The sequence below is a fragment of the Frigoribacterium sp. VKM Ac-2859 genome (assembly GCF_013204925.1).
Classification (GTDB): Bacteria; Actinomycetota; Actinomycetes; order Actinomycetales; family Microbacteriaceae; genus Frigoribacterium.
The window spans coordinates 43,135-64,798 of sequence record NZ_JABMLC010000001.1; the positions used below are offsets into that span (position 1 = coordinate 43,135).

Here is a 21,664-nt window from a genome sequence, read left to right on the forward strand (position 1 = left end):
TTTCTGACCACTCGATCGAGCCTGTCGACCCGGGGCGCGAGCTGGCCTCCCAACGGGGGCTCGTCTGCACGTCACGTGTCGCCCTACCGTGTGGGCAAGGGGGAAACATGAGCGAGACCGTGGCGCGCGGAAGCGTGGCGATGACGTTGAAGGCCCGGCGGCCGGCCTACTCGGTGATGCAGGAGTGCCTGCGCGTCCAGGCCGAGGCGCCCGCACTGACCCGGCGGCAGCGCCTCTTCGGGCACACGCCCCTGAGCGCCGACGCCCGCAGCTGGTACCAGGGCGCCCTCGGCGAGATCGAGGTCGCGCGCGTGCTCGCCGAGCTCGGGCCCGAGTGGACCGTGCTGCACTCCGTCCCGGTCGGCTCGGGCGAGTCCGACATCGACCACGTCGTCATCGGGCCGACGGGCGTCTTCACCGTCAATACGAAGCACCACGCCGGCAAGAAGGTCTGGGTCGGCGGCGGCTTGGTGACGGTCGGCGGACACCGGACCGACCACTCTCGCAACTCCCTTCACGAGGCGGCCCGCGCCTCCCGGTTGATGTCGAGGGCGGCCGACTTCGAGATCGTCGTCACGCCCGTCATCGTGCTCGTGGGCGAGGCCTCGCTGTCCGTCGGCAAGAAGGCGCCGACGGTCTCGGTGGTCGTGGCCGCCCGCCTGCGCAAGTGGCTGATGAACGGGCCGCGGGTGCACTCGCCCGAGGCGCTGGCCTACCTGGCCATGGTCGCCGAAGAACGCGGTACCTGGCACACGGAGGCGCTGGTGCTGACGGACACGCTCCGTCACGAGCACCGCTTCGAGCGCCTGCGTCGTGACATCGACGACGCGGCCCGCCGTCGGCGGCGGTGGCGGTTGGGCACGGCGCTCGGCATTCTCGGGACGAGCGGGGGAGTCGCGATCGCGGTGGTGGCGACGGTCACGAGCACGGTCGTCTCGACCTTCGGGTAGGTGCCCTGCGCCGTGGGCCCTCAGCCGCGGGCCCTGAGGCCTTGGCCCAGAGACGGCAAGGCCGCCCGTGGTGATCCGGTACGTACCGGATCACCGCACGAGCGATGACACCACGCGGGCGGCCGCCGCGGTCACGGCGGCAAGAGCTGCAGCGATCAGTGCGAACGCCGACCAGACGGCGAGGTCGGCGTGCTGCAGGTGCAGGCCGACGAGGAACGCGGCGAGCGCGACCACGGCGACGGCTGCCCAGACCGCCAGAGCGCGGGCACTCCACCGGCGCGCCCGGGTCGTCGTTCCGCCCGATGACGACCAGGCCACTGCGAGAGCGGCCACGGTGAACAATGCGGGGATGAGGGCGACGAGGTTGATCACGGGAATCCGATCAGGAGGGTCGAGGCGGTCAGTCGACGAATATCCACCGCACGAGAACGATGAGCCCGAGCACGAGTGCCGTCGGCAGGGCGATGACTGCGAGCCCCCACAGCAGGCCGCCAAGGGTCAGCATGATCGTGAACCAGTCGATCGCCGGAGCGGTGGTATAGCGGGCGGCACCGCTCATGCCGGGCGCCACCTCGTTGATCACCATCAACCCGACGGCGGCGGCGACGCCCACGATGCCGAAGACGAGGGCGAGACGGCCGAGGCGGCGACGACGCCTGGCGGGAGACGAAGCATCCATCTGCTGAGGCTAGATCCTCGGCCGTGTCACCACCAGACCGGACGATCAGGAGGCGCGACCACCGCGATCGGGACGCGCGCTCACCAGCCGGTGCACGAGCATTACCACCAGCAGCGCCACCGCGAACCCGATCGAGAGGAGCGCGATGAGCAGCAACGGTCCGCCGATCGTCTGTACCCCGTTGAATCCGTCGAAGCCGCTTGTCGACGAGGCCACGACGTACCTGAACGGAGCGGACGGACGGGTGAACGTCCACCATCTGAAGGCCGTGTCCGAGAGGAAGGCGAACACCCCGAGAAGCCCGAAGGCGAGAGCGGGTCGCCCCAGCGCGAGGCGGGGCGTGGTCGGGGTGGCCATGTGCCGAGACTAGGGCGCGGCCCGGCTCCGGACTGAGCCCCGCTTCGAGGGGCAGGCCGGCTCTCCGGGGCCGAACGAGCCGGGCGAGTGGGCAGAAGGTGCTGCCCGGCGGTCCTCGACGAGCAGGTTCTGCCCACTCGAGCCGCCGCGAGGGTGACGGGCGCGGGCGGGCCGAACCGCGCCTCCTGCTCGGACGTCGCCCCGGCGAGTCGATCGAGTGGTCCGACAACGTTCTTCGTGGGGCGGGGAGGGACGATTGGGGACCACTCGACCGAGACGAGAGGGCGGACCCGAGGAGGCGCGGGTCGCGTCGACGAGGCGCGCTCGTGTAACGAGTGGGTGAAGACTGCAGCCCGTGCACGCTGCCGCACGAGCACGCCCGCATCCGCGGCGGGGCGCGGAGAACGGGGGCTACGGGGGAGCGCCGACCCGCGCCTCCGGGGCTCCGGCGAGCTGGCCGCCGCCGCGAACCTCCCTTATCGTTCACCCGAACGATAAACGGAAGGCCATCCCCGCATGACACCGATCGTCCCCGAACACCGACACGCGCTCCGCCCGGCGCGAGACGCCGGCAGCGGCACCGACAGCCGCGCCGGCAGCGGCACCGACGGCCGCGCAGACCGCAGCACGGGCCCGAGCCGCCGCACGGTCCTCGCCGGCGCCGCAGGGCTCGCCGGCCTCGGCCTGCTCACCCTCGCCGGCTGCACGCCCGCCCGCAGCACCCCGACCATCCCCGAGGCCGCCGCCACCGGCACCCCCGCCCGCGGCGGACGCCTGCGCATCGCGCGCCCGGCCGCCTCCGCCGCCGAGACCCTCGACTCCGCCAGCTCGCTCTCGGCCTACGAGTACCTCGGCGCCCTCTACAACCGGCTCGTCAAGCTCGACGACGCCGGCGTCACCGTGCCCGACCTCGCCGACGACTGGTCCGCGAACGCCGACGGCACGAGCTGGACCTTCCGCCTCCGCGAAGGCGTCCGCTTCCACGACGGCCGCCGCTTCACCGCCGCCGACGCGATCTACTCGATCGAGCACATCCTCGACCCCGACACCGCCTCACCCCAGGGCGAGGTGCTCGCCGCCATGATCGGCCCCGGCGGCATGACCGCCGTCGACCCGCTCACCCTGCGCTTCGACCTGCTGACGCCGAACGCCGAGTTCCCCTCGCTGCTCACCGCGTACCAGTGCTACATCGTCCCCGAGGGCAGCGCCGACCCGAGCCAGGGCGGCGGCATCGGCCGCACGGGCATCGGCACCGGGCCGTTCCGCCTGTCGAGCTTCGAGCCCGCGGGCACCGGCAGCGTCGAGGCGTTCGAGGACCACTTCGCCGGCCGTCCGGTCCTCGACGGCATCGACTTCTTCTCGATCCAGGACACCACCGCCCGCGTCAACGCCCTCCTCGCCGGCCAGATCGACCTCATCAGCCAGACCAACCTCGACTTCGCCACCGCCCAGGTCGTCAGCGCCTCGGCCGGCGCCACCGTCGCGCGCGCGCCCGACGCCCAGTGGTACACGATCCCGATGCTCGCCACGAGCGCCGAATTCAAGGACCCGCTCGTACGCCAGGCCATGAAGCTCGCCTACGACCCGCAGGCGATCGTCGCCACCGCCCTGCAGGGCACCGGCTCGCCCGGCTGGGACAACCCCGTGCCTCCCTCGCAGGCCGTCTGGCTCGACGACCAACGCGCCTACGACCCCGACCAGGCCCGCGCCCTGCTCAAGCAGGCCGGCCGCGAGGGGCTGAAGACCGAGATCTACACCTCCAGCTACGAATCCGTCTTCACCCCGATGGCGGTCGCCTACCGCGACGCCGTCCGCGACGCGGGCATCGACCTGACCGTCCGCAACGCCTCGTCCGACTCGTACTACACGCAGATCTGGATGCAGAAGCCGCTCATGGTCAGCTACTGGTTCACCGGCCGTCCGATCGACCAGCTGCTCAACCAGATCTTCCGCACCGGCTCGTCGTACAACGAGAGCGCCTGGTCGAACCCGACCTTCGACGGGCTGCTCGACGACGCCCGCGCCGAGATGGACGACACGCGCCGCATGACGCTCTACCAGGACGCCCAGCGCATCGTCGTCGAGGACTCCGCCGACATGACCCCCATGTTCGGCGACCGCCTCGTCGGCCTGTCCCGGAACGTCCTGAACTACCGCGAGTTCGGCTTCGAGTTCGACTACCTGCAGATCGGACTCCGCGCATGAGCCCCACACCGACCGCCAGCCGCCCGAGCACCAGCGGCCCGGCCGCCGGCGGCACGACCGCCAGCCGCCCGGGCGCCGGCGGCCCGCACCCCACGTCCCCGGTCGCCGCGACCCTGATCGTGGTCGCCCGCCGCGTCGGCACCGCTCTGCTCACCGTGCTGCTCGCCTCGTTCTTCGTCTTCTTCGCGGTGCAGGCCCTGCCCGGCGACGTCGCGCAGCAACTGCTCGGTCAGGACGCCACCCCCGACGCCGTCGCCGCCCTGCGCGAGACGCTCGGCCTCGACCAGAACGTCTGGGTCCGCTACGGCCAGTGGCTGCTCGGTGCGGCGCACGGCGACTTCGGCGTCTCACTGGTCAGCGGCCTGCCGGTCGGCCCCGACCTGCTGATCGCTTTCCGCAACAGCATGCTGATCGCGCTGCCCGCCATGATCGTCGGCGTCACCCTGTCGCTGACCCTCGGCGTCATCGCGGGGGTGCGCCGCGGGCGTCCGAGCGACCACGCGATCTCGCTGATCAGCCTGGTCGTCATGAGCGTGCCCGAGTTCATGGTCGCCACCGTGCTCGTGCTGCTGTTCGCCATCGCGCTGCCGATCTTCCCGGCGGTCGTGCTGCGCGGCCAGGACGCGACGGTCGCCGAACTGCTGCCCAGCATCTGGCTGCCCGTCATCGTGCTGACCCTCGCCATGGCCGCCTACATCGTGCGGACCGCCCGCTCGTCGACGATCGACGTGATGGCGAGCGAGTTCGTCACGACGGCCGAGCTCAAGGGCCTGTCGACGCGTCAGGTCGTCTGGCGCCACGCCGTGCCGAGCGCCCTGCTGCCGACGCTCAACGTCGTCGCGCTGAACGTCGCGTGGCTGCTCGGCGGCGTTGTCGTGGTCGAGAACGTCTTCAACTACCCGGGCATGGGCAAGCTCATGCTCGAGTCCGTGTTCAACCGCGACCTGCCGACGATCCAGGCGATCGCGGTCGTCAGCGCCCTCGTCTACGTGGTGTGCAACCTCGCCGCCGACCTCATCGCGCTGGCCCTCGACCCGAGGCTGCGCACCCGACGGAAGGCCCGCTCATGAGCCCCGCACGCGACCGTACCCCGCCCGCCGACAGCGGCCAGGGCGACATCGGGCACCACACCGCCGAGGAGGCGCGGGTCGCCACGACCGCGGACCCAGCCACCCCGGGCGCGCAGGTCGGTGGCCCGGCATCGGCCGGACCGCAGGCCGCGGGCGGCTGGCCGAGGCGACTGCGCGCGAGCGCGACGTCCCTGACCAGAAGCCTCAGCGCCTCCTCGGCCTTGAGCATCGGGCTCGGCCTGATCGCGCTGCACGTCCTGCTGGCGCTGCTCGCCCCGGTGCTGACCGGCCACGACCCGGTCGCCACCGACTCGGGAGCCGCCCTGACCGGCACCAGCTGGGCCCACTGGCTCGGCACCGACCAGTACGGCCGCGACATCTTGTCGCGCACGCTGAACGGCGGCCGGTACGCACTCGTCGTCACCTTCCTCGCCACGACGATCGCGGTCGGCATCGGCACCGTGCTCGGTTGCGTCACCGCCTACGCCGACAACTGGTTCGACGAGGTCGTCATGCGCATCGTCGACGCGCTGCTGAGCGTGCCGTCGATCCTGGCGCTGCTCGTCGTCGTGACCGTGTTCGACTCGGGCCTCTGGGTGATCGTGCTCGCCGTCACCGTGATCTACGCGCCGGCCGTGACCCGCGTCGTCCGCGGTGCCGCCCGCACCGTGATCACGCAGGACTACGTGACCGCCGCCCGCGCCCGCGGCGAGAAGCCGCTGAGCATCGTGTTCCGCGAGATCGTGCCCAACGTCACCGACGTGGTGCTCGTCGAGTACGCGATGCGCGCCTCCTGGATCGTGTTGCTCATCTCGACCCTGTCGTTCCTCGGGTTCGGCGCCAACCCGCCGACGCCCGACTGGGGCCTCATGGTGCAGGAGAACCGCACCGCCCTCACCGTCGTCCCGTGGGGCACGCTCGCCCCCGTCGTCGCCCTCGCCACGCTCGTCATCGGGCTCAACCTCAGCGCGGACGGGCTCAGCAAGTCGCTGGGCGTCGACCGCGCACAGAAGGGGGCGGTCTCGTGAACGAGCCCCTCACCACCACCGGCACCACCGCAGGAGGCGCGGGTCGCCCCGTCGACGTCGCCCCCGATCCCGTCGTCCGCGTCGACGACCTCTCCATCTCGTACGCCGCCGGTCGCCGCGAGGTGCCGGTCGTGCGGGGCGTGAGCTTCAAGGTCGGCGCCGGACGAGCCCTCGGCCTGGTCGGCGAGAGCGGCAGCGGCAAGTCCACCGTCGCCCGCACCCTGCTCGCGCACCTGCGGCGCGGGTCGCGGGTCGTGTCGGGCAGCGTCCGCGTCGCCGGGGACGACGTCTTCGCCCTCGACGAGCGGGCGCGCCGGGCCCTGCGCGGTGGCACGGCGGCCCTGGTCGCCCAGAACGCCGGCCAGGCGCTCACCCCGTCGATGCGCGTCGGACGCCAGCTGCGCGAGGCGCTCGAGAGCCACGGCCTGCCCGGAGGCGACGACCGCGTGCTCGAACTCGTGCGCCACGTGCGTCTGCCCGACCCCGAGACGATCGTGCGGCGCTACCCGCACCAGCTGTCCGGCGGGCAGCAGCAGCGCGTCGCGATCGCCATGGCCATCGCCGCGCGGCCGAAGCTGCTCGTGCTCGACGAACCGACCACCGCTCTGGACGTCGTCACGCAATCGGCCGTGCTCGAGCTGATCCGCGACCTGGCGGTCGAACTCGGCATGGCGATCGTGCTGGTCAGCCACGACCTCGGCGTCGTGTCGACCATGGCCGACGAGATCGCCGTCATGCACGAGGGCCGGATCGTCGAGCACGCGCCGACCGCGTCGCTCTTCGCGGACCCGCAGCACGAGTACACCCGCGAGCTGCTCGCGAGCATCCCGCGCGTGCACGCCGACGCCGCCGCACCGCGTTCCGTGCACGACACCGCGACCAGTCACGGTGTGCAGCACGAAACGCGGCGCGACGCGGAGGACGCAGCAGCAGGAGGCGCAGCGCAGGAACCGGGGACAGCACCCGGCACCGCGCTCGGCGAGGTGGTGACCGACGTCACCGCACCGCGTTCCGTGCACGGCACCGCGACCAGTCGGGGTGTGCAGCACGAAACGCGGCGCGAAGCGGACGACGCACCCGCAGGAGGCGCGGCGCAGGACCCGAGGACCGCACCCGCGGCACCCGCCGCACCCGCCACGGGGCCGGTCGTCACGGCGAGCGACCTCGTCGTCCGGTACGGGCGTGGCCTGCCCGCCGCGGTCGACGGCGTCTCGTTCACCATCGGCCGCCGCGAGACGCTCGCCGTCGTGGGGGAGTCCGGCAGCGGCAAGTCGACCCTCGCCACGGCCCTCGCCGGGCTGATCCCCGCCGAGTCGGGCCGGTTCGGCTTCCACGGGGCCGACGGGGTCGAGAGCGACCTGACGCGGCCCGTCGCCGGGCGCACGGCGACGCTGCGCCGATCGATCCAGCTGATCTTCCAGAACGCCGACACCTCGCTCAACCCGCGCCGCACGGTCGGCGCCGCGATCGCCCGACCGTTGAAGCTCTTCACGGGCGAGTCGAGCCCCGAGCGCGTCGCCGAGCTGCTCGTCGAGGTCGGCCTGCCCCCCGAGTTCGCCTCACGCCTGCCCGCCCAGCTCTCGGGCGGCCAGCGCCAGCGCGTCGGCATCGCCCGGGCGCTCGCCGCCGGACCCGAGCTGATCATCGCCGACGAGATCACGACGGCGCTCGACGTCCGCGTGCAGGCCGGGGTGCTCGACCTGCTCGCGGGGCTCCGCGACGAGAAGGGGCTCAGCTGCCTCTTCATCAGCCACGACCTCGCGGTCGTCCGCGGCGTCGCCGACCGGGTCGCCGTCATGACCGGCGGCCGCATCGTCGAGGTGGGCCCGACCGAACGCGTCTTCCAGGGGCCGAACCACCCGTACACGCGCACCCTGCTCGACGCGACGCTCGACCCGGGCACGACCGAGCTGCCCGACGTCGGCGACGCACGGCCCCGCTGGCGGGACGCCGACGGCTGGGACGACCACGGCGGAGGACACCACGTGAAGCGCTGGGAGGCGATGTGAGCACGAGCGGCCGACCCGACCCGGGCCCCCGAGGCGACGAGCGGGGGGACGGCGCACGCGACCCGCGCCTCCTGGGCGACCCGCGCCTCCTGCAGGAGCCCGCGTGGGCCGGGGGAGTCCGCACCCTCGGAGCCCCGCGCGCCGACCTCGCCGACGCCCCCGGGCGGCAGGATTCCGACCGCCCGCACGGCAGCGGCCCGCTCGAGGTCGAGGTGCGCGACGAATGGGTGCCGATGCCCGACGGGACGCGACTGCACGCCCGCATCTGGGCCCCCGTGGTCGACGAGCCCGTGCCGGTGCTGCTCGAGTACCTGCCCTACCGGCTCGACGACTGGACGGCTCCGCGCGACAGCGAGCGGCACCCCTGGTACGCCGCGCACGGCTACGCGTCGGTGCGGGTCGACATCCGCGGCACGGGGTCGAGCGACGGCCTCTTCGACGACGAGTACTCGGTGCAGGAGCTCGACGACGGCATCGCCCTGATCGAGTGGCTCGCCGCCCGGCCCTGGTCGACCGGCGCGGTCGGCGCGTTCGGCATCTCGTGGGGCGGGTTCAACGCGCTGCAGCTCGCCGGGCGGGCTCCGGCGGCGCTCAAGGCGATCGTCACCGTCTGCTCGACCGACGACCGCTACGACAACGACGTGCACTACATGGGCGGCGCCGTGCTCGGCATCGACATGGCGTCGTGGGGCGGCACGATGTTCGCGTTCAACTCGCGCCCGCCGAGGCCCGAGGTCGTCGGCGCCGACTGGGTCGCCCGCTGGCGCGAGCGGCTCGAACACAACCGACCGATGACGACGACCTGGCTCTCGCACCAGGAACGCGACGACTACTGGCGGCACGGCAGCGTCTGCGAGGACTACTCGTCGATCACGGCCGCCGTCCTCGCCGTGGGCGGCTGGGCCGACCCGTACCGCGACGCCGTGCTGCGGCTGGTCGAGAACGTCGACGCACCGGTCAAGGGCATCATCGGGCCGTGGTCGCACCAGTACCCGGACCGCGGGCTGGCGCCCGGCCCGGGCATCGGGTTCCTGCAGGAGACCCTGCGCTGGTGGGACCGCTGGCTGCTCGACTGCCCCAACGGCGTCGACGCGGAGCCCGCGCTGCGGGCCTGGATCAACGACTCCGAGCCGCCGGCGACGTACTACGCCGAGCGGACCGGGCGCTGGGTCGCGGCCTCGACCTGGCCGTCGCCCTCGACCGAGGCGCGCATCGTGCCGCTGGTCTCGCTGCGTGGCGGGGCGGACGGCCCCGTCGTCGTGCGCTCGCCGCAGAGCACCGGCCTCGATGCCGGACGCTTCTTCCCGTTCGGCAACGCGACCGACCTGCCGCCCGACCAGCGCGCCGAGGACGGCCGCTCGGTCTGCTTCGACGTGCCGGTCGACGCCACGCTCGACGTCCTGGGCAGTGTCGTGGTCGACCTCGCCCTGACGAGCGACGTGCCCGACGGCACCGTCGTCGTGCGCCTCTGCGACGTCGCCCCCGACGGTTCGTCGACGCTCGTCACCCGCGGCGTGCTCAACCTCAACAAGCGGAACGGACGCGACCGCGCCGACGACCCGATGGAGGCGCGGGTCGAGCAGGTCGTGCGCGTCGCCCTGGTCTCGACCGGGCACTCCTTCCCTGCCGGCCACCGCCTCCGGATCGCCGTGTCGAGCGCCTACTGGCCGTGGGTCTGGCCGCATACGGTCGAGGCGACCCTCACGCTCGACCCCACGCGCAGCAGCGTGACGCTGCCCGCGTGGACGCGCGGGCCCGGCGACGGGTCGGCGGAGCACCCGGTCGACGACGGCGTCGCGTTCGAGGCGCCCGAGCGGGCCGAGCCCCTGGCCGTCCGCGCCCTGCCGCCGGCCACGGACCTGCCGCAGCGCAGCGTCTCGCACGACGTCGGCACGGGCGAGTGGGTGCTCGATGTCGACCCCGGCTACGGCGGTGGCCGTGAGTACCCCGACGGCCTGGTCTTCACCGAGGACAGCCGCGAGACCTACCGCATCGTCGACGGCGACCCGCTGTCGGCGTCGGCCGAGTCGCGCTGGGCGATCGGACTCGAGAAGCCGACCTGGAAGGCGTGGCTCGAGACCACGTCGCGCGTCACGGCCTCGGCCGAGGCGTTCCGGGTCGAGAACACCGTGCGCGCCTGGGCCCGGGACGGCGGGCCCGGGGCCGAGACGGTGCTCGTCGCCGACCGGACCTTCGACGAGCTCGTGCCCCGGACGTCGGCGTGAGCGGCGCGGGCGGCGGCGGCGTGAGCGGCGTGGCCACCGGCGGCGCGGGCGTGCGACAGAAGCCGGTCGTCCGGCGGGCGTCGATCGTCGAGGCCGCCCGTGAGGTGATCGTCCGCGAGGGCATGGGCGCGACCCGGCTTCGCGACATCGCCGCGGCGGCCGGGGTCTCGGTCGGCACCGTGACCTACCACTTCGACGGCGTCGCCGAGATCCTCAACGAGGTCGTCGTGCTCGAAACCGCCCGGTTCTACTCGTCGATCATCGAGGCGGTCGACGTCGAGCCCGACCCGGTCGTGGGGGTGCGGATGCTCGTCGAGCCCCTGTTCGCCGACACCGACGCGACCGACGAGCACTGGCGGCTCTGGTCCGACTACTGGACGGCCGTGGCGCGCAAGCCCGCGGTCGCCGCCGAGTACGTCGAGCGCATCCGCGTGTGGGAGGCCTGCCTGACCCGCACGCTCCGCCGCGGGATCGAGCAGGGCCGGTTCGTGACGGCCGACCCGTCGGCGCTCGCCCTCAAGCTCGCCGCCTACAGCGACGGCCTCGCGACCCAGCTCGCCCAGAAGGCCCCCGGCCTCACGCCCGGCCTCGCGCTCGACTGGATGTGGACGCTGCTGGAGCACGAGACCGGGGCGTCCTTCCGGGGCTGACCCGCGCCTCCTCGGCCTCACTCGTAGCGCAGCGACTCCACCGGGTCGGCCTTCGCGGCGCGCGCGGCGGGCAGCGTGCCGGCCAGGAACGCGATCACCATCACCACGACGATGATCAGCGCGATCGACACGGGGTCGAACGCGATCAGCGTCAGCCCGGGCAGGTTCGACAGCAGCGACCCGGCCAGGGTGGCGCTGACGACGCTGCCCGCGATCATCGCGACGCCCACGCCGATCGCGCTGCCGAGGAACCCGATGAACGCGGCCTCGAGGCTGAACAGGCCGAACACCTTGCCGCTGCCCATGCCCATGGCCTTCATCAGGCCGATCTCGCGGGTGCGCTCCTGCACGCTCATCAGCAGCGTGTTGACGATGCCGAAGCTCGCCGCGAGCAGGGCGATGATCGCGAAGGCGTTGAGCACGAGCACGATGCCGTCGATCACCGTGGTGAACGTGCCCAGCTGGTCGGCGACGGTCGTGCCGGTGTAGCCGGCGGAGGCGAGACGGTCCTTGATGTCGCTCACCTGCCCGTCGGACGCGTCCGCGGCGAACCGCACCGTGGCCTGCGCGTAGCGGTCGACCTGGTCGGCGGGCAGCCCGACGTTCTGCGCGTCGAACAGGGCCGTGCCGAGCGCCGCGTTCGGGGTGACCGCCGCTCCGGCGGGCGAGGCGATGCTCTCCTCCGCGACGCCGACGACGGTCGCGGTGACCGTGTGCTGCGTGCGCGTGGCGTCGGTCACGGCCAGCGTGACGGACCGACCCACGGCCGCCTCGTCGTCCGCGAACCCCAGGGGACCGACGTACGACGTCGGGACGACCACCTGCAGGTCGGTCGTGTCGTCGTCGGGCTGGGCGCCCGCCGTCAGGGTGAGCTGCTGTCCCGGCGCGAGGGCGCTCGCCGAGACGACGTATTTCGTCCCGCTCTCGCCCTCGACGTAGTCGGTCGCGAGCGACTCGGTCGGCTGCACGGCCAGCACGCCGTCGACGCCCTCGAGGGTCGTCACGTCGTCCGGGGTCAGGGCGACGACGGTCGCCCCGGGGGCACCGAACCCGCCCGCGGCGACGGTGTCGGGGTCGTACTCGGCCGGGCCCGAGTTCGCCCCGCCGAGACCCTGCGCGTCGTCGGAGGCCTTCGTGACCGTCATCGTGTCGGACGAGCCCACGGCCGAGACCGTGTCGTCGATGTAGGCGTTGATGCCGGTGCCCAGCCCGCTCGTCAGCGTCAGCGTGAAGGCGCCGACGAAGATCGCCAGGACGGTCAGGATCGTCCGCGTCTTCGACCGGAACGTGTTCGAGACGGCGGTCAGCAGCAGGTCGAGGGTCGTCATGCGGCCACCTCGGCCTCGTCGTCGACGATCAACCCGTCGCGGATCACGATGCGCCGGTCGCAGCGCGCCGCGAGCTCCTCGTCGTGCGTCACCACGATCAGCGTGATGCCGTTCTCGCGGTTCAACGAGAACAGGATGTCCTCGACGACCGCCCCGGTCGCCGTGTCGAGGTTGCCGGTGGGCTCGTCGGCGAAGATGATGCGCGGGTCGTTGACCAGCGCGCGCGCGATCACCGTGCGCTGCTTCTGACCACCCGACAGGTTCAGGGCCTTGTTCTTCGCCTTGTCGGCGAGCTCGAGCTGTTCGAGGGCCGCCAGGCCGCGACGACGGCGTTCGCCGCGGGGCACGCCCGCGATCTTCATGGGCAGCACGACGTTCTCGAGCACCGACGAGCTCGACGTCAGGAAGAACTGCTGGAACACGAAGCCGAACGTCTTGTTGCGCGTCCGGTTCAGGCGCCCTCCCTTGAGCGTGCTCGTGTCGACCCCCTCGAGCTCGACGGTGCCGGTCGTCGGGGCGTCGAGCAGGGCGAGCACGTGCATCAGGGTCGACTTGCCCGAGCCGCTCTTGCCGACGATCGCGACGCTCTCGCCCTCGGCGACGTCGAAGCTCACCCCCTTCAGGGCCTCGAACCGGTTCGGGCCGCGCCCGTACGAACGGTGGACGTCTCGGACCGAGATGATCGGCGCCATGGTGCTCCTGTCGCTGACGGCCCCGGTGTCTCCGGGGCCGAGACCCACCCTCGCGGGCCGCGCCGACCGCGTCGTCCCCCCACCGCGGACACCTGCCGGCCGTCGAGTACCGCACCTGCGGTACGCGACGTCGGGCCAGAGGGGGACTCGGCCACCGCCGTTCCAGGGCACGATGGGGTCATGACGACGACGGACGGCAGGAGGCGCGAGCCCGCCTACCCGCGACCTCGCGTCCCCTGGTGGCTGGGCGACACGATCGCCGCGGTGCTCGTCGTCGGTGCGGCGTTCGCCCCCTTCCCCGTCGCGGGGTTCCGGCCGACCGGCGGGCTGGCCGTCGCGGTCGTCCTCGCCCCCGTCGTCCTGCTGCCGTTCCGTCGTCGACGCCCCGTCCCGGTGCTCGCCGCGATCGTCGGCCTGTTCGGCATCGCCGCCCTGCTCGGCACGCTCGCACCGGGCGTCGTCCTCGCCACCGGCATCGCCGTCTTCGCCGTGGCCGCGCGGACCCCGCGCCGCCGCACCATCGTCGTGACGGTCGCCACGGTCCTGGCCGTCGCCCTGCTCGGCCTGCTGGGGGTGGGGGGACGCGTCGTCGACCTGCCCGTGGTCCAGTTCACGCTCCTGGTCGCCTTCGCCGCCGCGGCGGGCGACGCCAGCCGCTCCCGACGGGAGTACATCGAGGCCGTCACCGAACGCGCCGAGCGAGCCGAACGCACCCGTGAGGCCGAGGCCTCGCGCCGGGTGGCCGAGGAGCGGTTGCGCATCGCCCGCGACCTGCACGACGCCGTCGCCCACCAGATCTCGGTGATCAGCCTCAACGCGGGCGTCGCGTCGTCGGCGATCGAGACGCGACCCGAGAAGGCGGTGACGGCCCTCGCGACCATCCGCCGCGCCTCCCGGACCGTCCTCGGCGAGATCGGCGACCTGCTCGAGGTGCTGCGCGCCGGGGACTCCGAGCGGGTCGCGTCGCCGCAGCCGGGCCTCGCACGACTCGACGAGCTCGTGGCAGGGTTCGCCGACGCGGGCCTCGTCGTGAGCACGCGGGTCGAGGGCCCGCTCGCCGCGGTCACGGGCGCGGTCGACCTCGTCGCGTACCGGGTCGTGCAGGAGGGGCTGACGAACGCCGGCAAGCACGGTGCCGAACACCGTGCGCACGTGCTCATCGCTGTCGACGAGCACGAGGTGTCGGTCGTGGTGACGAACCCCGTGCCGGCGTCGAAGGACGCGCCCGAAGCGGTGGACGTCCGTGGCGGGTACGGGCTGCTCGGTCTGCGCGAACGCGTCGCCTCGGTGCGGGGCGTCGTCGAGACCGGGCCGACGCCGGGCGGCTTCCGGCTGGCGGCCGTGCTGCCGGTGACCCGTGGGGTCGACGTGGCCGGTTCGTCCGGCTCGGCCGGCTCGTCCGGCTCGTCCGGTGGGAGCGGGGGAGCCTCGTGACGACCGTGCTCGTCGTCGACGACCAGCCGCTGATCCGTCAGGCCGTGACCGACATCCTCGACGGCGAGGACGGGGTCGAGGTCGTGGGCGACGCCGTGAACGGCCGGGAGGCGGTGATGCGGGCGTCGGCGCTGAGGCCGGATGTGGTCGTCATGGACATCCGCATGCCCGAGCTCGACGGCATCGGCGCGACGGCCGAGATCTGCGCCGACCCGCTGCTCGCCGGGACGAAGGTGCTCATCCTCACCACGTTCGAGGAGGACGAGTACCTCGTCGCGGCCCTGCGCGCCGGCGCGAGCGGGTTCATCGGCAAGGGCGCGGAGCCCGACGACATCGTCCGGGCGGTGCGGGCCGTGCACGCGGGGGAGGCGCTGCTGTCGCCCGTCGCGACGCGCAGCCTGATCGAGAAGTACGTGCTGCCGGGTGGTGGCGGGGCGGGATCGGTCTCGGGAACGCCGTCGTCAGGGGAGTCGTCGTCGGGGGCGTCGTCGCCGGCCGTGCCGGCCGGGCTCGCCCACCTGACCGACCGTGAGCGCGAGGTGCTGCTGCTCGTCGCCCGGGGTCGCGCCAACGCCGAGATCGCCGGCGACCTGGTCATCTCGCCGCACACCGCGAAGACACACGTCAACCGCATCATGACCAAGCTCGACGCCCACGACCGGGCGCAGCTCGTGATCCTCGCCTACGAGACCGGCTTCCTCGCGCCGGGCGCCGCGTAGCGCCCCCTCCCTGCGCGCGAGGGGGCAGAAGATGTCCTTCCCCCGCGTGCGGAGGACATCTTCTGCCCACTCGGGCGGAGGGGGGACGAGGAGGCGCGGGTCAGGCGAGCGCCGCGGGGTCGAGACCGTGCTGCTCGACCTGGATGGCCTGCCGGATGGTCAGCGGGTAGATGCGCGAGAGCTCGGGGTTCGACGGATCGCTCGAGATGTACGCCACGCTCTCGACGTGCTGCTCGAAGGCGTTGACCTTGTCGCGCGGCGCGCCCACCACGAGCTGGAAGCCCAGGGAGGTCAGTGCCGCCAGGGCCCGGCCGGTGTACTCGGCGTCGGCCTTGACGAAGCCCTCGTCGAGGACGATCGGCGCGTAGGTCGGCACCCGGTCGGTGCCGTCTCCCAGCCGGAACCGCAGGGCGGCCCCCAGCACGAACGCGATGAGCTCCTGCCCCTCGCCGCCGGACTTGCCGGCCACGCCCTCGTGCACGATCTGCGTTCCGTCGGCGCGGGTCTCGATCGCCCGGAACTGGTAGTGCTCCCGCGCGTCCAGCACCCGCCGGCGCCAGGCGTCACCGACCTTCGACTTCTCCTCGAGGTGGGCGAGGTCGCGGCGGAGCCTCAGGAACCGGCGCTCGACCTCGGACGCGTCCCGCGCCTCCGGGGCCCGTCCGTCCGCGGAGCGTGCCTCGGACGTGCCCCCGCTCCCGGCCCCGCCGGTGTGCTCGCGCAGCGTCCGCTTGAACTCGAGCAGGTCGCCGTTCGACACCGGCCGCGGCTCGATGTCGAGCGTCGAGCCCTGTCGGAACTCGATCGACCGCAGGGCCTGCGAGATGGGGCGGACGCCGCGGCGGATGACGTGGCCGTCCTCCTCGATCTGGACGAGCAGCGCCCGAAGGCTGTCGCCCACGTCGCTGCCGGCCCTCTCGAGCCAGCGCTGTCTCGCGTGCGGCAGGTCGTCCTCGACGAGCTGCCGGTGGATCGCCCGGACCGCCGGCAGGCTCTCGATCGTGGCGTCGATGCCCGCGGTGCGGTCGAGTTCGAGGTACCGCTCGAAGACGACGACGAGCGTCGACTCGGCGTTCGCCCGGTCGCGGTCGTGCGCGTCGACCTGGGCCCGCAGCTGGGACGCCGCGTCCCGGTACAGCCGCACGACGTCGGTCGCCTCACGCGGTGCCGCGAACGGCAGCGGGGCGAGGAGTGCCCGCTCGTCGTCGGTCAGGGGGTCGGCGTCGGCGGCGTCCGCGAACTCGTCCTCGATGTCGACGAGCGTCGCGTGCTTCTCGTCGAGCTGCGCGAGCACCTGGTCGATCTCGGCCAGGCGGCGCGTCGCGGCCGAGCGGTCGTCGTCGTGCTGCGCGGCCTCGGCCTGCAACGTGGCCAGTTCGGGACGCTCGACGGCGATGCGGTCCAGCTGGGCGCGCAGGTCGTCGAGCCTCGCCTGCGCGGGGGCGGTGTCGAGCTCGTCCCAGGTGAACTCCTTCGCGCGGGCGACGGCGTCGGCGACGCGGCGGCGTTCGACCGCCTCGGCCTCGATCGCGTCGTACTCGCCGCGGACCCGGGCCAGCACGGCCTCGAGGTCGACGATCTCGTCGCCGAGCTCGGCGATCCGGGCCGCGTTGTCGAGCCCGATCCACGAACGGGTCGACCGGTCGTCCTTGATCACGCGGTCGCGCGAGCCGGTGCGGAGGCCGCGCCGGGTCACGGCACCGCGGGTGCCGGACGGGCGCGGGCCGCCGAGGTCGTCGGGACCCTCGACGCAGAGCACGCTGCGGTCGGCGACGAGCTCGTCGTGCAGCCAGCCACGGAACGGGCTGGCCGGGTCGAGCCGCACCATGGCGGGCACGGTGCGGTCGACCGGGGTGAGCGTCGGATCGGCCCCGGTGGTCGCCGGCACGAGCGTGACGCGTCCCCGCACGTCGTTCTCGTCCACCCAGCGGCGCACGGCGTCGAAGTGCGCGCGGTCCACGAGGAGGTGCGTGGCGAGGTCGCCGAGCACGCGCTCGATCGCGACGGCCCACCCGGCGTGCTCGGGCGCGACCTCGAACAGCTCGCCGGCGTAGGGCAGCTCCGACACCGGCACGCCCGCCCCCTCGGCGATGCGCCGGCGTCGCTCGATCGCGTCGTCGGGCACGTTGCTGCGGCGCTGCTCGAACGACCGTTTCTGCTTCTCGAGGGCGGCCAGCGAGCGCTTCGTCTCGCCGATGCGGGCGGCGAGGTCGCTGCGGGCGTCGGCGGTCGCGGCCCGGGCGGCCGCGTCGTCGGCCGCGAGGCGGTCGGCACGCTGCCCGAGCGCGACGAGTTGTTCGTCGTCGCGGGGGAGGGACGCACCGGTCCCCTCGAGCGCGGCGGCGAGCCGGCCGCGGGTGCGCTCGACGGCGGCGAGCTCGGCCTCGGCGGCGGCCACGTGCTCGCGGAGCGACTGCGTGGGGTCGCCCCCGAGCTCGCTGATCCGCGCCAGGGCCTGTTCACGGGACCGGAACGCGAGCTGCTCGTCCGCCTGGGCGCGCCTCCGGCGTTCGCCCTGCTCGCGCTTCTCGGTCGTGACGCGGTCGACCTCGCCGCTGACCCAGCTGCCGACGCGTTCGGCCAACCAGACGCGGAGGCGGCTGGGCCCGTCGTCGTCGACCAGCAGGCGGCGCTTGGCCGAGCCGTCGCGTCCGGCGAGCTCGTACCGGTCGGCGAGCGTCGGCACGGCCTCGAGCACGTCGAGCTTCTTGCGGGTCGTCTCGAACACGTCGTAGAGCGCCGAGGCCTCGCGGTAGGTGGCGAGCGTGGTCTCCCAGCGGCTGAGCGCCTGCGGCTGCACGAGCACGAACTGCTTGAACAGGTCGTCGATCGAGAACACGCCCTTGGACGCCTGCGCCCGACGCAGCAGGGTCAGCGCCTTGAGCTGCGACTCGTCGCTGCCGCCGATGCCGAGCTGACCGCACAACCGCACCCGCAGCTCCGGCTGCGACGAGGTCGCGAGATCGTGGGCGGGGTCGAGCAGGCGGGCGAGGGAGCCACGGGTCAGGGGGTTCTGGCTCGTGCCCTCGCGCGTCACCTCGGCCAGGCGGCTGAGGTCGAAGCGGCCCTGCACGAGCAGGTAGACGCTCGCCTGGGTGACGTCGTCCTGGCTGGCGGTGTCCTCGCCGATCCAGGCGACGCGGACGGCCGTGACCGTCTGGCCGAGTTCGGTGGACCAGGTGATGGCCGCACCGCTCGGGAACGCCTGGCCGAGCGGACGCAGGAACCGCGTCGTCGTGCGGTCGGAGGCGGCGTCGCGGACCTCGTCGGTCTTGCCGCGCGCGTAGCTGTACACCGTGCGCTCGGACCGCTGTCGGCTGTCGTCGCGGGCGGCGCGGTTGAACTCCTGCGGGTTGGGCATGATGACCGCGGCCATCGCGTCGAGCACGGTCGACTTGCCGCGGCCGGTCGGGCCGAGGATGGCGATGCCGCCGCGACCCACGGGCATGCGGTGCAGGCCGGCGTAGCTGCCCCAGTTGAGCAGCTGCACCTGCTCGATGCGGTACTGGCCCGAGTGGAACATGCCGAGGTCGGGCGGGGTGTCGGCGATGCTCATGCCTGGGGTGCTTCCGGGTCGGTGTCGGTGCCGGCGTCGTGCGCGGGCGCGGGCTCGAGGTCGAGGTCGAGGTCGAGCGGGACGGCGGTCGGGTCGGGTTCGGCGTCGGGGGTGTCCTCCACCGTGTCGGCGGGGCCGGCGTCGGCGGGATCGGGTTCGACCTCGACCTCGGGCTCGACGACGTCGACGTCGGCATCGGCGTCGGCGTCGGCATCGATGTCGGCGTCGACCTCCGCTCCGGCCGCGTCCGCATCGACGGGGATGCCGACCTCGTCCCCATCGGTCGGGTCGCCCTCGACGCCTGCCGCCTCGAGGTACACCCGCTCGAGGTGCGCGAGTCGGTCGGCGGTCATCAGCGGCACGATCGCGGGCGAGACCACGAACAGTTCGGGGTCGTCGGGCTCGGCCGTCAGCAGGTCGCGGGCGACGAGCGCGGCGATCGCGGCGTCGACCCGGCGGCGGGCGCGCACCTCGTCGGAGCCCGAGTCGTCGTGGTACCGACCGAGGAACTCGGCCACGGCGTCCTTCGAGATCACGACCGCCTCGTCTTGCCCGTCCGTGAAGGCGTGCTCCCGGCGGGCGAAGACCATCAGCAGCGAGGCGTCGCGCGACAGCGGCTTCTCGCGGCGCAGCAGAACGGGGACGTCGTCCTCGCCGCCCTGTCGCTTGAAGGCGACCTCGTGGTCGTGGTCGACGACCAGCACCAGGAACAGTTCCTCTAGCCGGGCCCGGATCTCGGGCTCGTGGGCGAGCAGGCCGGCCCAGGCCTCCTGCTGCCGGGCGCGGGACACGAACCGGTGGGTCAGCAGCGTGACGAGTGCCTTGCGTCCGGCCAGCGGCAGCGCGTCCGTGACGCCACCGGGCAACGCGTCGTCGGCGTCGCCGTCGTCGAAGGCGTCGCGGGAGGTGCGCGCCGAGTCGTCGTCGGAGGTGGCGGTCGCCTCGGCCGAGGAGGCGCGGGTCGCCTCGTCGACGCCGGTCTCGTCCGAGGGGGCTGCGGGGCTCATGCGAGGTCCTTCGTGCTGGTCGTGCCGGTCGTGAGGTCGGGGGCGTCGGGCTCGGCGCCCGGCTCGGCCCCGGGCGGACCCGCGGGGTCGCGTCGGAAGACGAGGCGGGGCAGCGTGACCTGCCGACCCGCGCCTCCTGACGTCGTCGGGTCGGCGGGATCGCCGACGAGTTCGACGGTCTCGGTGTCGTCGCCGACGACGCCGCGCTCGAGCGCGAGGTCGAGCATGCTGAGGACGAGCGCGAGGCGGCGGAACCCGGGCTCGGTCGCCTGGTAGACGTCGACGCTCGTGACCTCGTCGCGGTCGACGAGCAGCCGGTCGATCGTCGCCGACACGGCCGCCGTGCTCGTGCCCGAGGTGAGGCGGAGGGCGGCCCGGTCGGCCTCCGGCAGGGTCGCGTCGCCGATGGTCACCTGCACGTCGACCGTCGGCCGCGCGCGATCCGTGTGCAGCTGCACCTGGCTGACGTCACGGACGTCGAGCGCCCCGAGGCCGAGCCCGTCGCCGTGCTCGACGGGCAGCATGGCGTGGCCCGGCCGGCGCTCGGCCCAGACGCCGCCCGCGTGAAGCGCCCGGTCGGCGAGGGTGAGCAGACGCTGCTGCTGGTCGGAGCCCGACCGGCTGAGGAAGCGCCGCAGCGAGGACGTCCACCGGCCGTACGTCTCTTGCACGCTCTGCTCTTCGGCGAGCAGCGAGGAGATGAGCGACTCGAGCTGCGTGCGCTGCCGCTCGGTGAGCTGTGCGGCCGCGTCGGGCTGCGCGAGGACCTTCTCGATGTCGGCGCGCATGACATCGATCCCGCGCGACGACAGCATCTGGGCGAAGCCGCGGTAGGCGCGTCCCTCGGGGGTCTGCTCGAGCAGGTCGTTGTCGCGCAGGTACTGGTCGACGAGCGCGCCCTTGCCGACGTGTTCGGACGAGGCCCGGCGCGCGACCTCGCGGTGCCGCTGCTCGACCATGGCGCCGAGCTGGCGGAAGTCCTCGGGCAGCGACGCGGTCAGACGCACCACCTCGCGGACCTGACGGCGCAGCACGTCGGGAGCGGTGGGTTCGGTGCCGTGCCGCTCGATCTCGGCCTTGCGGCGCTCGAGCTCGGCGATCTGCTCGTCGAGCCGGGAGAGCTGCGACTCGCGGCTGGGGTCGGCGAGGCCCGCGAGCTGCCCGACGGCGTGGGCGATGCTGCCGAGGCGGGCCTCGCTGACGGCGTTGTCGCGCTCGACGAGGTCGCGCACGAGGCGCAGCGCCTTGAGCGCGTGCGGCGACAGGCGGTACTCGGCACGGGCGTCCGGTCCGGAGGCGCGGGTGCGGACGAGCCAACGGCTCTCGACCCAGCTGCGGCAGTACTCGGCCGGGGTGGTCTTCTGCTCGGCGGTGGCCGGCGTGGCGACGGGCGTCGGGGACGCGGGCCGCGCCTCCTCGGGGTCCTGCTCGGTCGTCGCCCGCTCGGACGTCGGGTGCTCGGGGGCGGCCTGCTCGGACGCCGCCTGCTCGAGTGCGGCCTGCTCGGACGCCGCCTGCTCGGCGGCGTTCTGCTCGAGGGCGTCGGCGACCTGTCGGTGGAACCAGTCGGCCGACACCGGACCCTCGGCGTGTTCGAGGTGGCGGGAGAAGAGCGGCAGCATCCAGCGGGCGTTGTAGCCGCGGAGCAGGGCCCAGGTGGGGTCGTCTTCGTACGCCGCGCGCACGTCGTCGCGGCTCAGGGCGTCGTCGTGCCCCGACGGGTGGTTCACCAAGCAAGACCTCCGGCAGTCGTCG

At 73.3% G+C, this 21,664-nt stretch carries 17 protein-coding genes; 9 read left to right on the forward strand and 8 right to left on the reverse strand.

Features of this window, described 5'->3' with window-relative positions:
- Window positions 1-107 precede the first annotated feature (107 nt).
- Window positions 108-950 carry a nuclease-related domain-containing protein gene (locus tag HQQ78_RS00225; RefSeq protein ID WP_173150718.1) on the forward strand — a complete coding sequence of 281 codons (843 nt, stop codon included), beginning with the start codon at window positions 108-110 and terminating at the stop codon, window positions 948-950.
- A gap of 90 nt (window positions 951-1,040) precedes the next feature.
- Here the strand turns inward: HQQ78_RS00225 and HQQ78_RS00230 are convergent, their stop codons facing one another.
- From HQQ78_RS00230 to HQQ78_RS00240, 3 genes are read right to left on the reverse strand one after another with little or no spacing between them, the layout of a single operon-like run.
- Window positions 1,041-1,322, reverse strand: coding sequence for a hypothetical protein (locus tag HQQ78_RS00230; protein WP_173150719.1), 282 nt, complete (start codon window positions 1,320-1,322; stop codon window positions 1,041-1,043).
- 28 nt (window positions 1,323-1,350) lie between these two features.
- Window positions 1,351-1,629 carry a hypothetical protein gene (locus tag HQQ78_RS00235; protein WP_173150720.1) on the reverse strand — a complete coding sequence of 93 codons (279 nt, stop codon included), beginning with the start codon at window positions 1,627-1,629 and terminating at the stop codon, window positions 1,351-1,353.
- Window positions 1,630-1,674: 45 nt separating this feature from the next.
- Window positions 1,675-1,986 (reverse strand): hypothetical protein, encoded by a 312-nt coding sequence (locus HQQ78_RS00240; protein ID WP_173150721.1) that lies wholly within the window; start codon window positions 1,984-1,986, stop codon window positions 1,675-1,677.
- A gap of 516 nt (window positions 1,987-2,502) precedes the next feature.
- Here HQQ78_RS00240 and HQQ78_RS00245 point away from each other — a divergent pair.
- Genes HQQ78_RS00245 through HQQ78_RS00270 form a run of 6 tightly spaced genes read left to right on the forward strand, consistent with a single transcriptional unit; the run spans window position 2,503 to window position 11,173 of the window.
- A complete protein-coding gene (locus tag HQQ78_RS00245) occupies window positions 2,503-4,191 on the forward strand; it encodes an ABC transporter substrate-binding protein (protein ID WP_173150722.1) in 1,689 nt (562 codons plus the stop codon).
- Window positions 4,188-5,261 (forward strand): ABC transporter permease, encoded by a 1,074-nt coding sequence (locus HQQ78_RS00250; protein ID WP_173150723.1) that lies wholly within the window; start codon window positions 4,188-4,190, stop codon window positions 5,259-5,261. Before HQQ78_RS00245 ends, HQQ78_RS00250 begins: the two co-directional genes overlap by 4 nt.
- Window positions 5,258-6,289, forward strand: coding sequence for an ABC transporter permease (locus tag HQQ78_RS00255; protein ID WP_254064993.1), 1,032 nt, complete (start codon window positions 5,258-5,260; stop codon window positions 6,287-6,289). The genes HQQ78_RS00250 and HQQ78_RS00255 overlap by 4 nt, the downstream gene beginning before the upstream one ends.
- A complete protein-coding gene (locus tag HQQ78_RS16285; RefSeq protein ID WP_173150724.1) occupies window positions 6,286-8,298 on the forward strand; it encodes an ABC transporter ATP-binding protein in 2,013 nt (670 codons plus the stop codon). Before HQQ78_RS00255 ends, HQQ78_RS16285 begins: the two co-directional genes overlap by 4 nt.
- Window positions 8,295-10,523 carry a CocE/NonD family hydrolase gene (locus tag HQQ78_RS00265; protein WP_371740292.1) on the forward strand — a complete coding sequence of 743 codons (2,229 nt, stop codon included), beginning with the start codon at window positions 8,295-8,297 and terminating at the stop codon, window positions 10,521-10,523. The genes HQQ78_RS16285 and HQQ78_RS00265 overlap by 4 nt, the downstream gene beginning before the upstream one ends.
- Window positions 10,520-11,173, forward strand: a complete 654-nt coding sequence (locus HQQ78_RS00270; RefSeq protein ID WP_371740293.1) for a TetR/AcrR family transcriptional regulator — start codon at window positions 10,520-10,522, stop codon at window positions 11,171-11,173. Before HQQ78_RS00265 ends, HQQ78_RS00270 begins: the two co-directional genes overlap by 4 nt.
- A 17-nt stretch (window positions 11,174-11,190) precedes the next feature.
- Here HQQ78_RS00270 and HQQ78_RS00275 read toward each other — a convergent pair whose 3' ends face one another.
- Both HQQ78_RS00275 and HQQ78_RS00280 read right to left on the reverse strand, forming a co-directional pair.
- Entirely contained in the window at window positions 11,191-12,501 is a 1,311-nt protein-coding gene (locus tag HQQ78_RS00275; protein WP_173150725.1) for an ABC transporter permease, read from the reverse strand.
- A complete protein-coding gene (locus tag HQQ78_RS00280; protein ID WP_173150726.1) occupies window positions 12,498-13,193 on the reverse strand; it encodes an ABC transporter ATP-binding protein in 696 nt (231 codons plus the stop codon). The genes HQQ78_RS00275 and HQQ78_RS00280 overlap by 4 nt, the downstream gene beginning before the upstream one ends.
- A 180-nt stretch (window positions 13,194-13,373) precedes the next feature.
- On the opposite strand from HQQ78_RS00280, the gene HQQ78_RS00285 reads away from it, so the two are divergent.
- Both HQQ78_RS00285 and HQQ78_RS00290 read left to right on the forward strand, forming a co-directional pair.
- Window positions 13,374-14,627 (forward strand): sensor histidine kinase, encoded by a 1,254-nt coding sequence (locus tag HQQ78_RS00285; protein WP_173150727.1) that lies wholly within the window; start codon window positions 13,374-13,376, stop codon window positions 14,625-14,627.
- Complete coding sequence (locus tag HQQ78_RS00290; protein WP_173150728.1) at window positions 14,624-15,346, forward strand: response regulator transcription factor; 723 nt, start codon at window positions 14,624-14,626, stop codon at window positions 15,344-15,346. The genes HQQ78_RS00285 and HQQ78_RS00290 overlap by 4 nt, the downstream gene beginning before the upstream one ends.
- 100 nt (window positions 15,347-15,446) lie before the next feature.
- Here the strand turns inward: HQQ78_RS00290 and HQQ78_RS00295 are convergent, their stop codons facing one another.
- The 3 genes from HQQ78_RS00295 to HQQ78_RS00305 are packed head-to-tail and all read right to left on the reverse strand — an operon-like array spanning window position 15,447 to window position 21,639.
- Complete coding sequence (locus HQQ78_RS00295; RefSeq protein WP_173150729.1) at window positions 15,447-18,902, reverse strand: ATP-binding protein; 3,456 nt, start codon at window positions 18,900-18,902, stop codon at window positions 15,447-15,449.
- Window positions 18,899-19,909, reverse strand: a complete 1,011-nt coding sequence (locus HQQ78_RS00300) for a DUF4194 domain-containing protein (protein ID WP_173150730.1) — start codon at window positions 19,907-19,909, stop codon at window positions 18,899-18,901. The genes HQQ78_RS00295 and HQQ78_RS00300 overlap by 4 nt, the downstream gene beginning before the upstream one ends.
- The gene (locus tag HQQ78_RS00305) at window positions 19,906-21,639 is read right to left on the reverse strand and encodes a DUF3375 family protein (RefSeq protein ID WP_173150731.1); all 1,734 of its coding nucleotides are present in this window, start codon (window positions 21,637-21,639) and stop codon (window positions 19,906-19,908) included. The genes HQQ78_RS00300 and HQQ78_RS00305 overlap by 4 nt, the downstream gene beginning before the upstream one ends.
- Window positions 21,640-21,664: the final 25 nt, after the last annotated feature.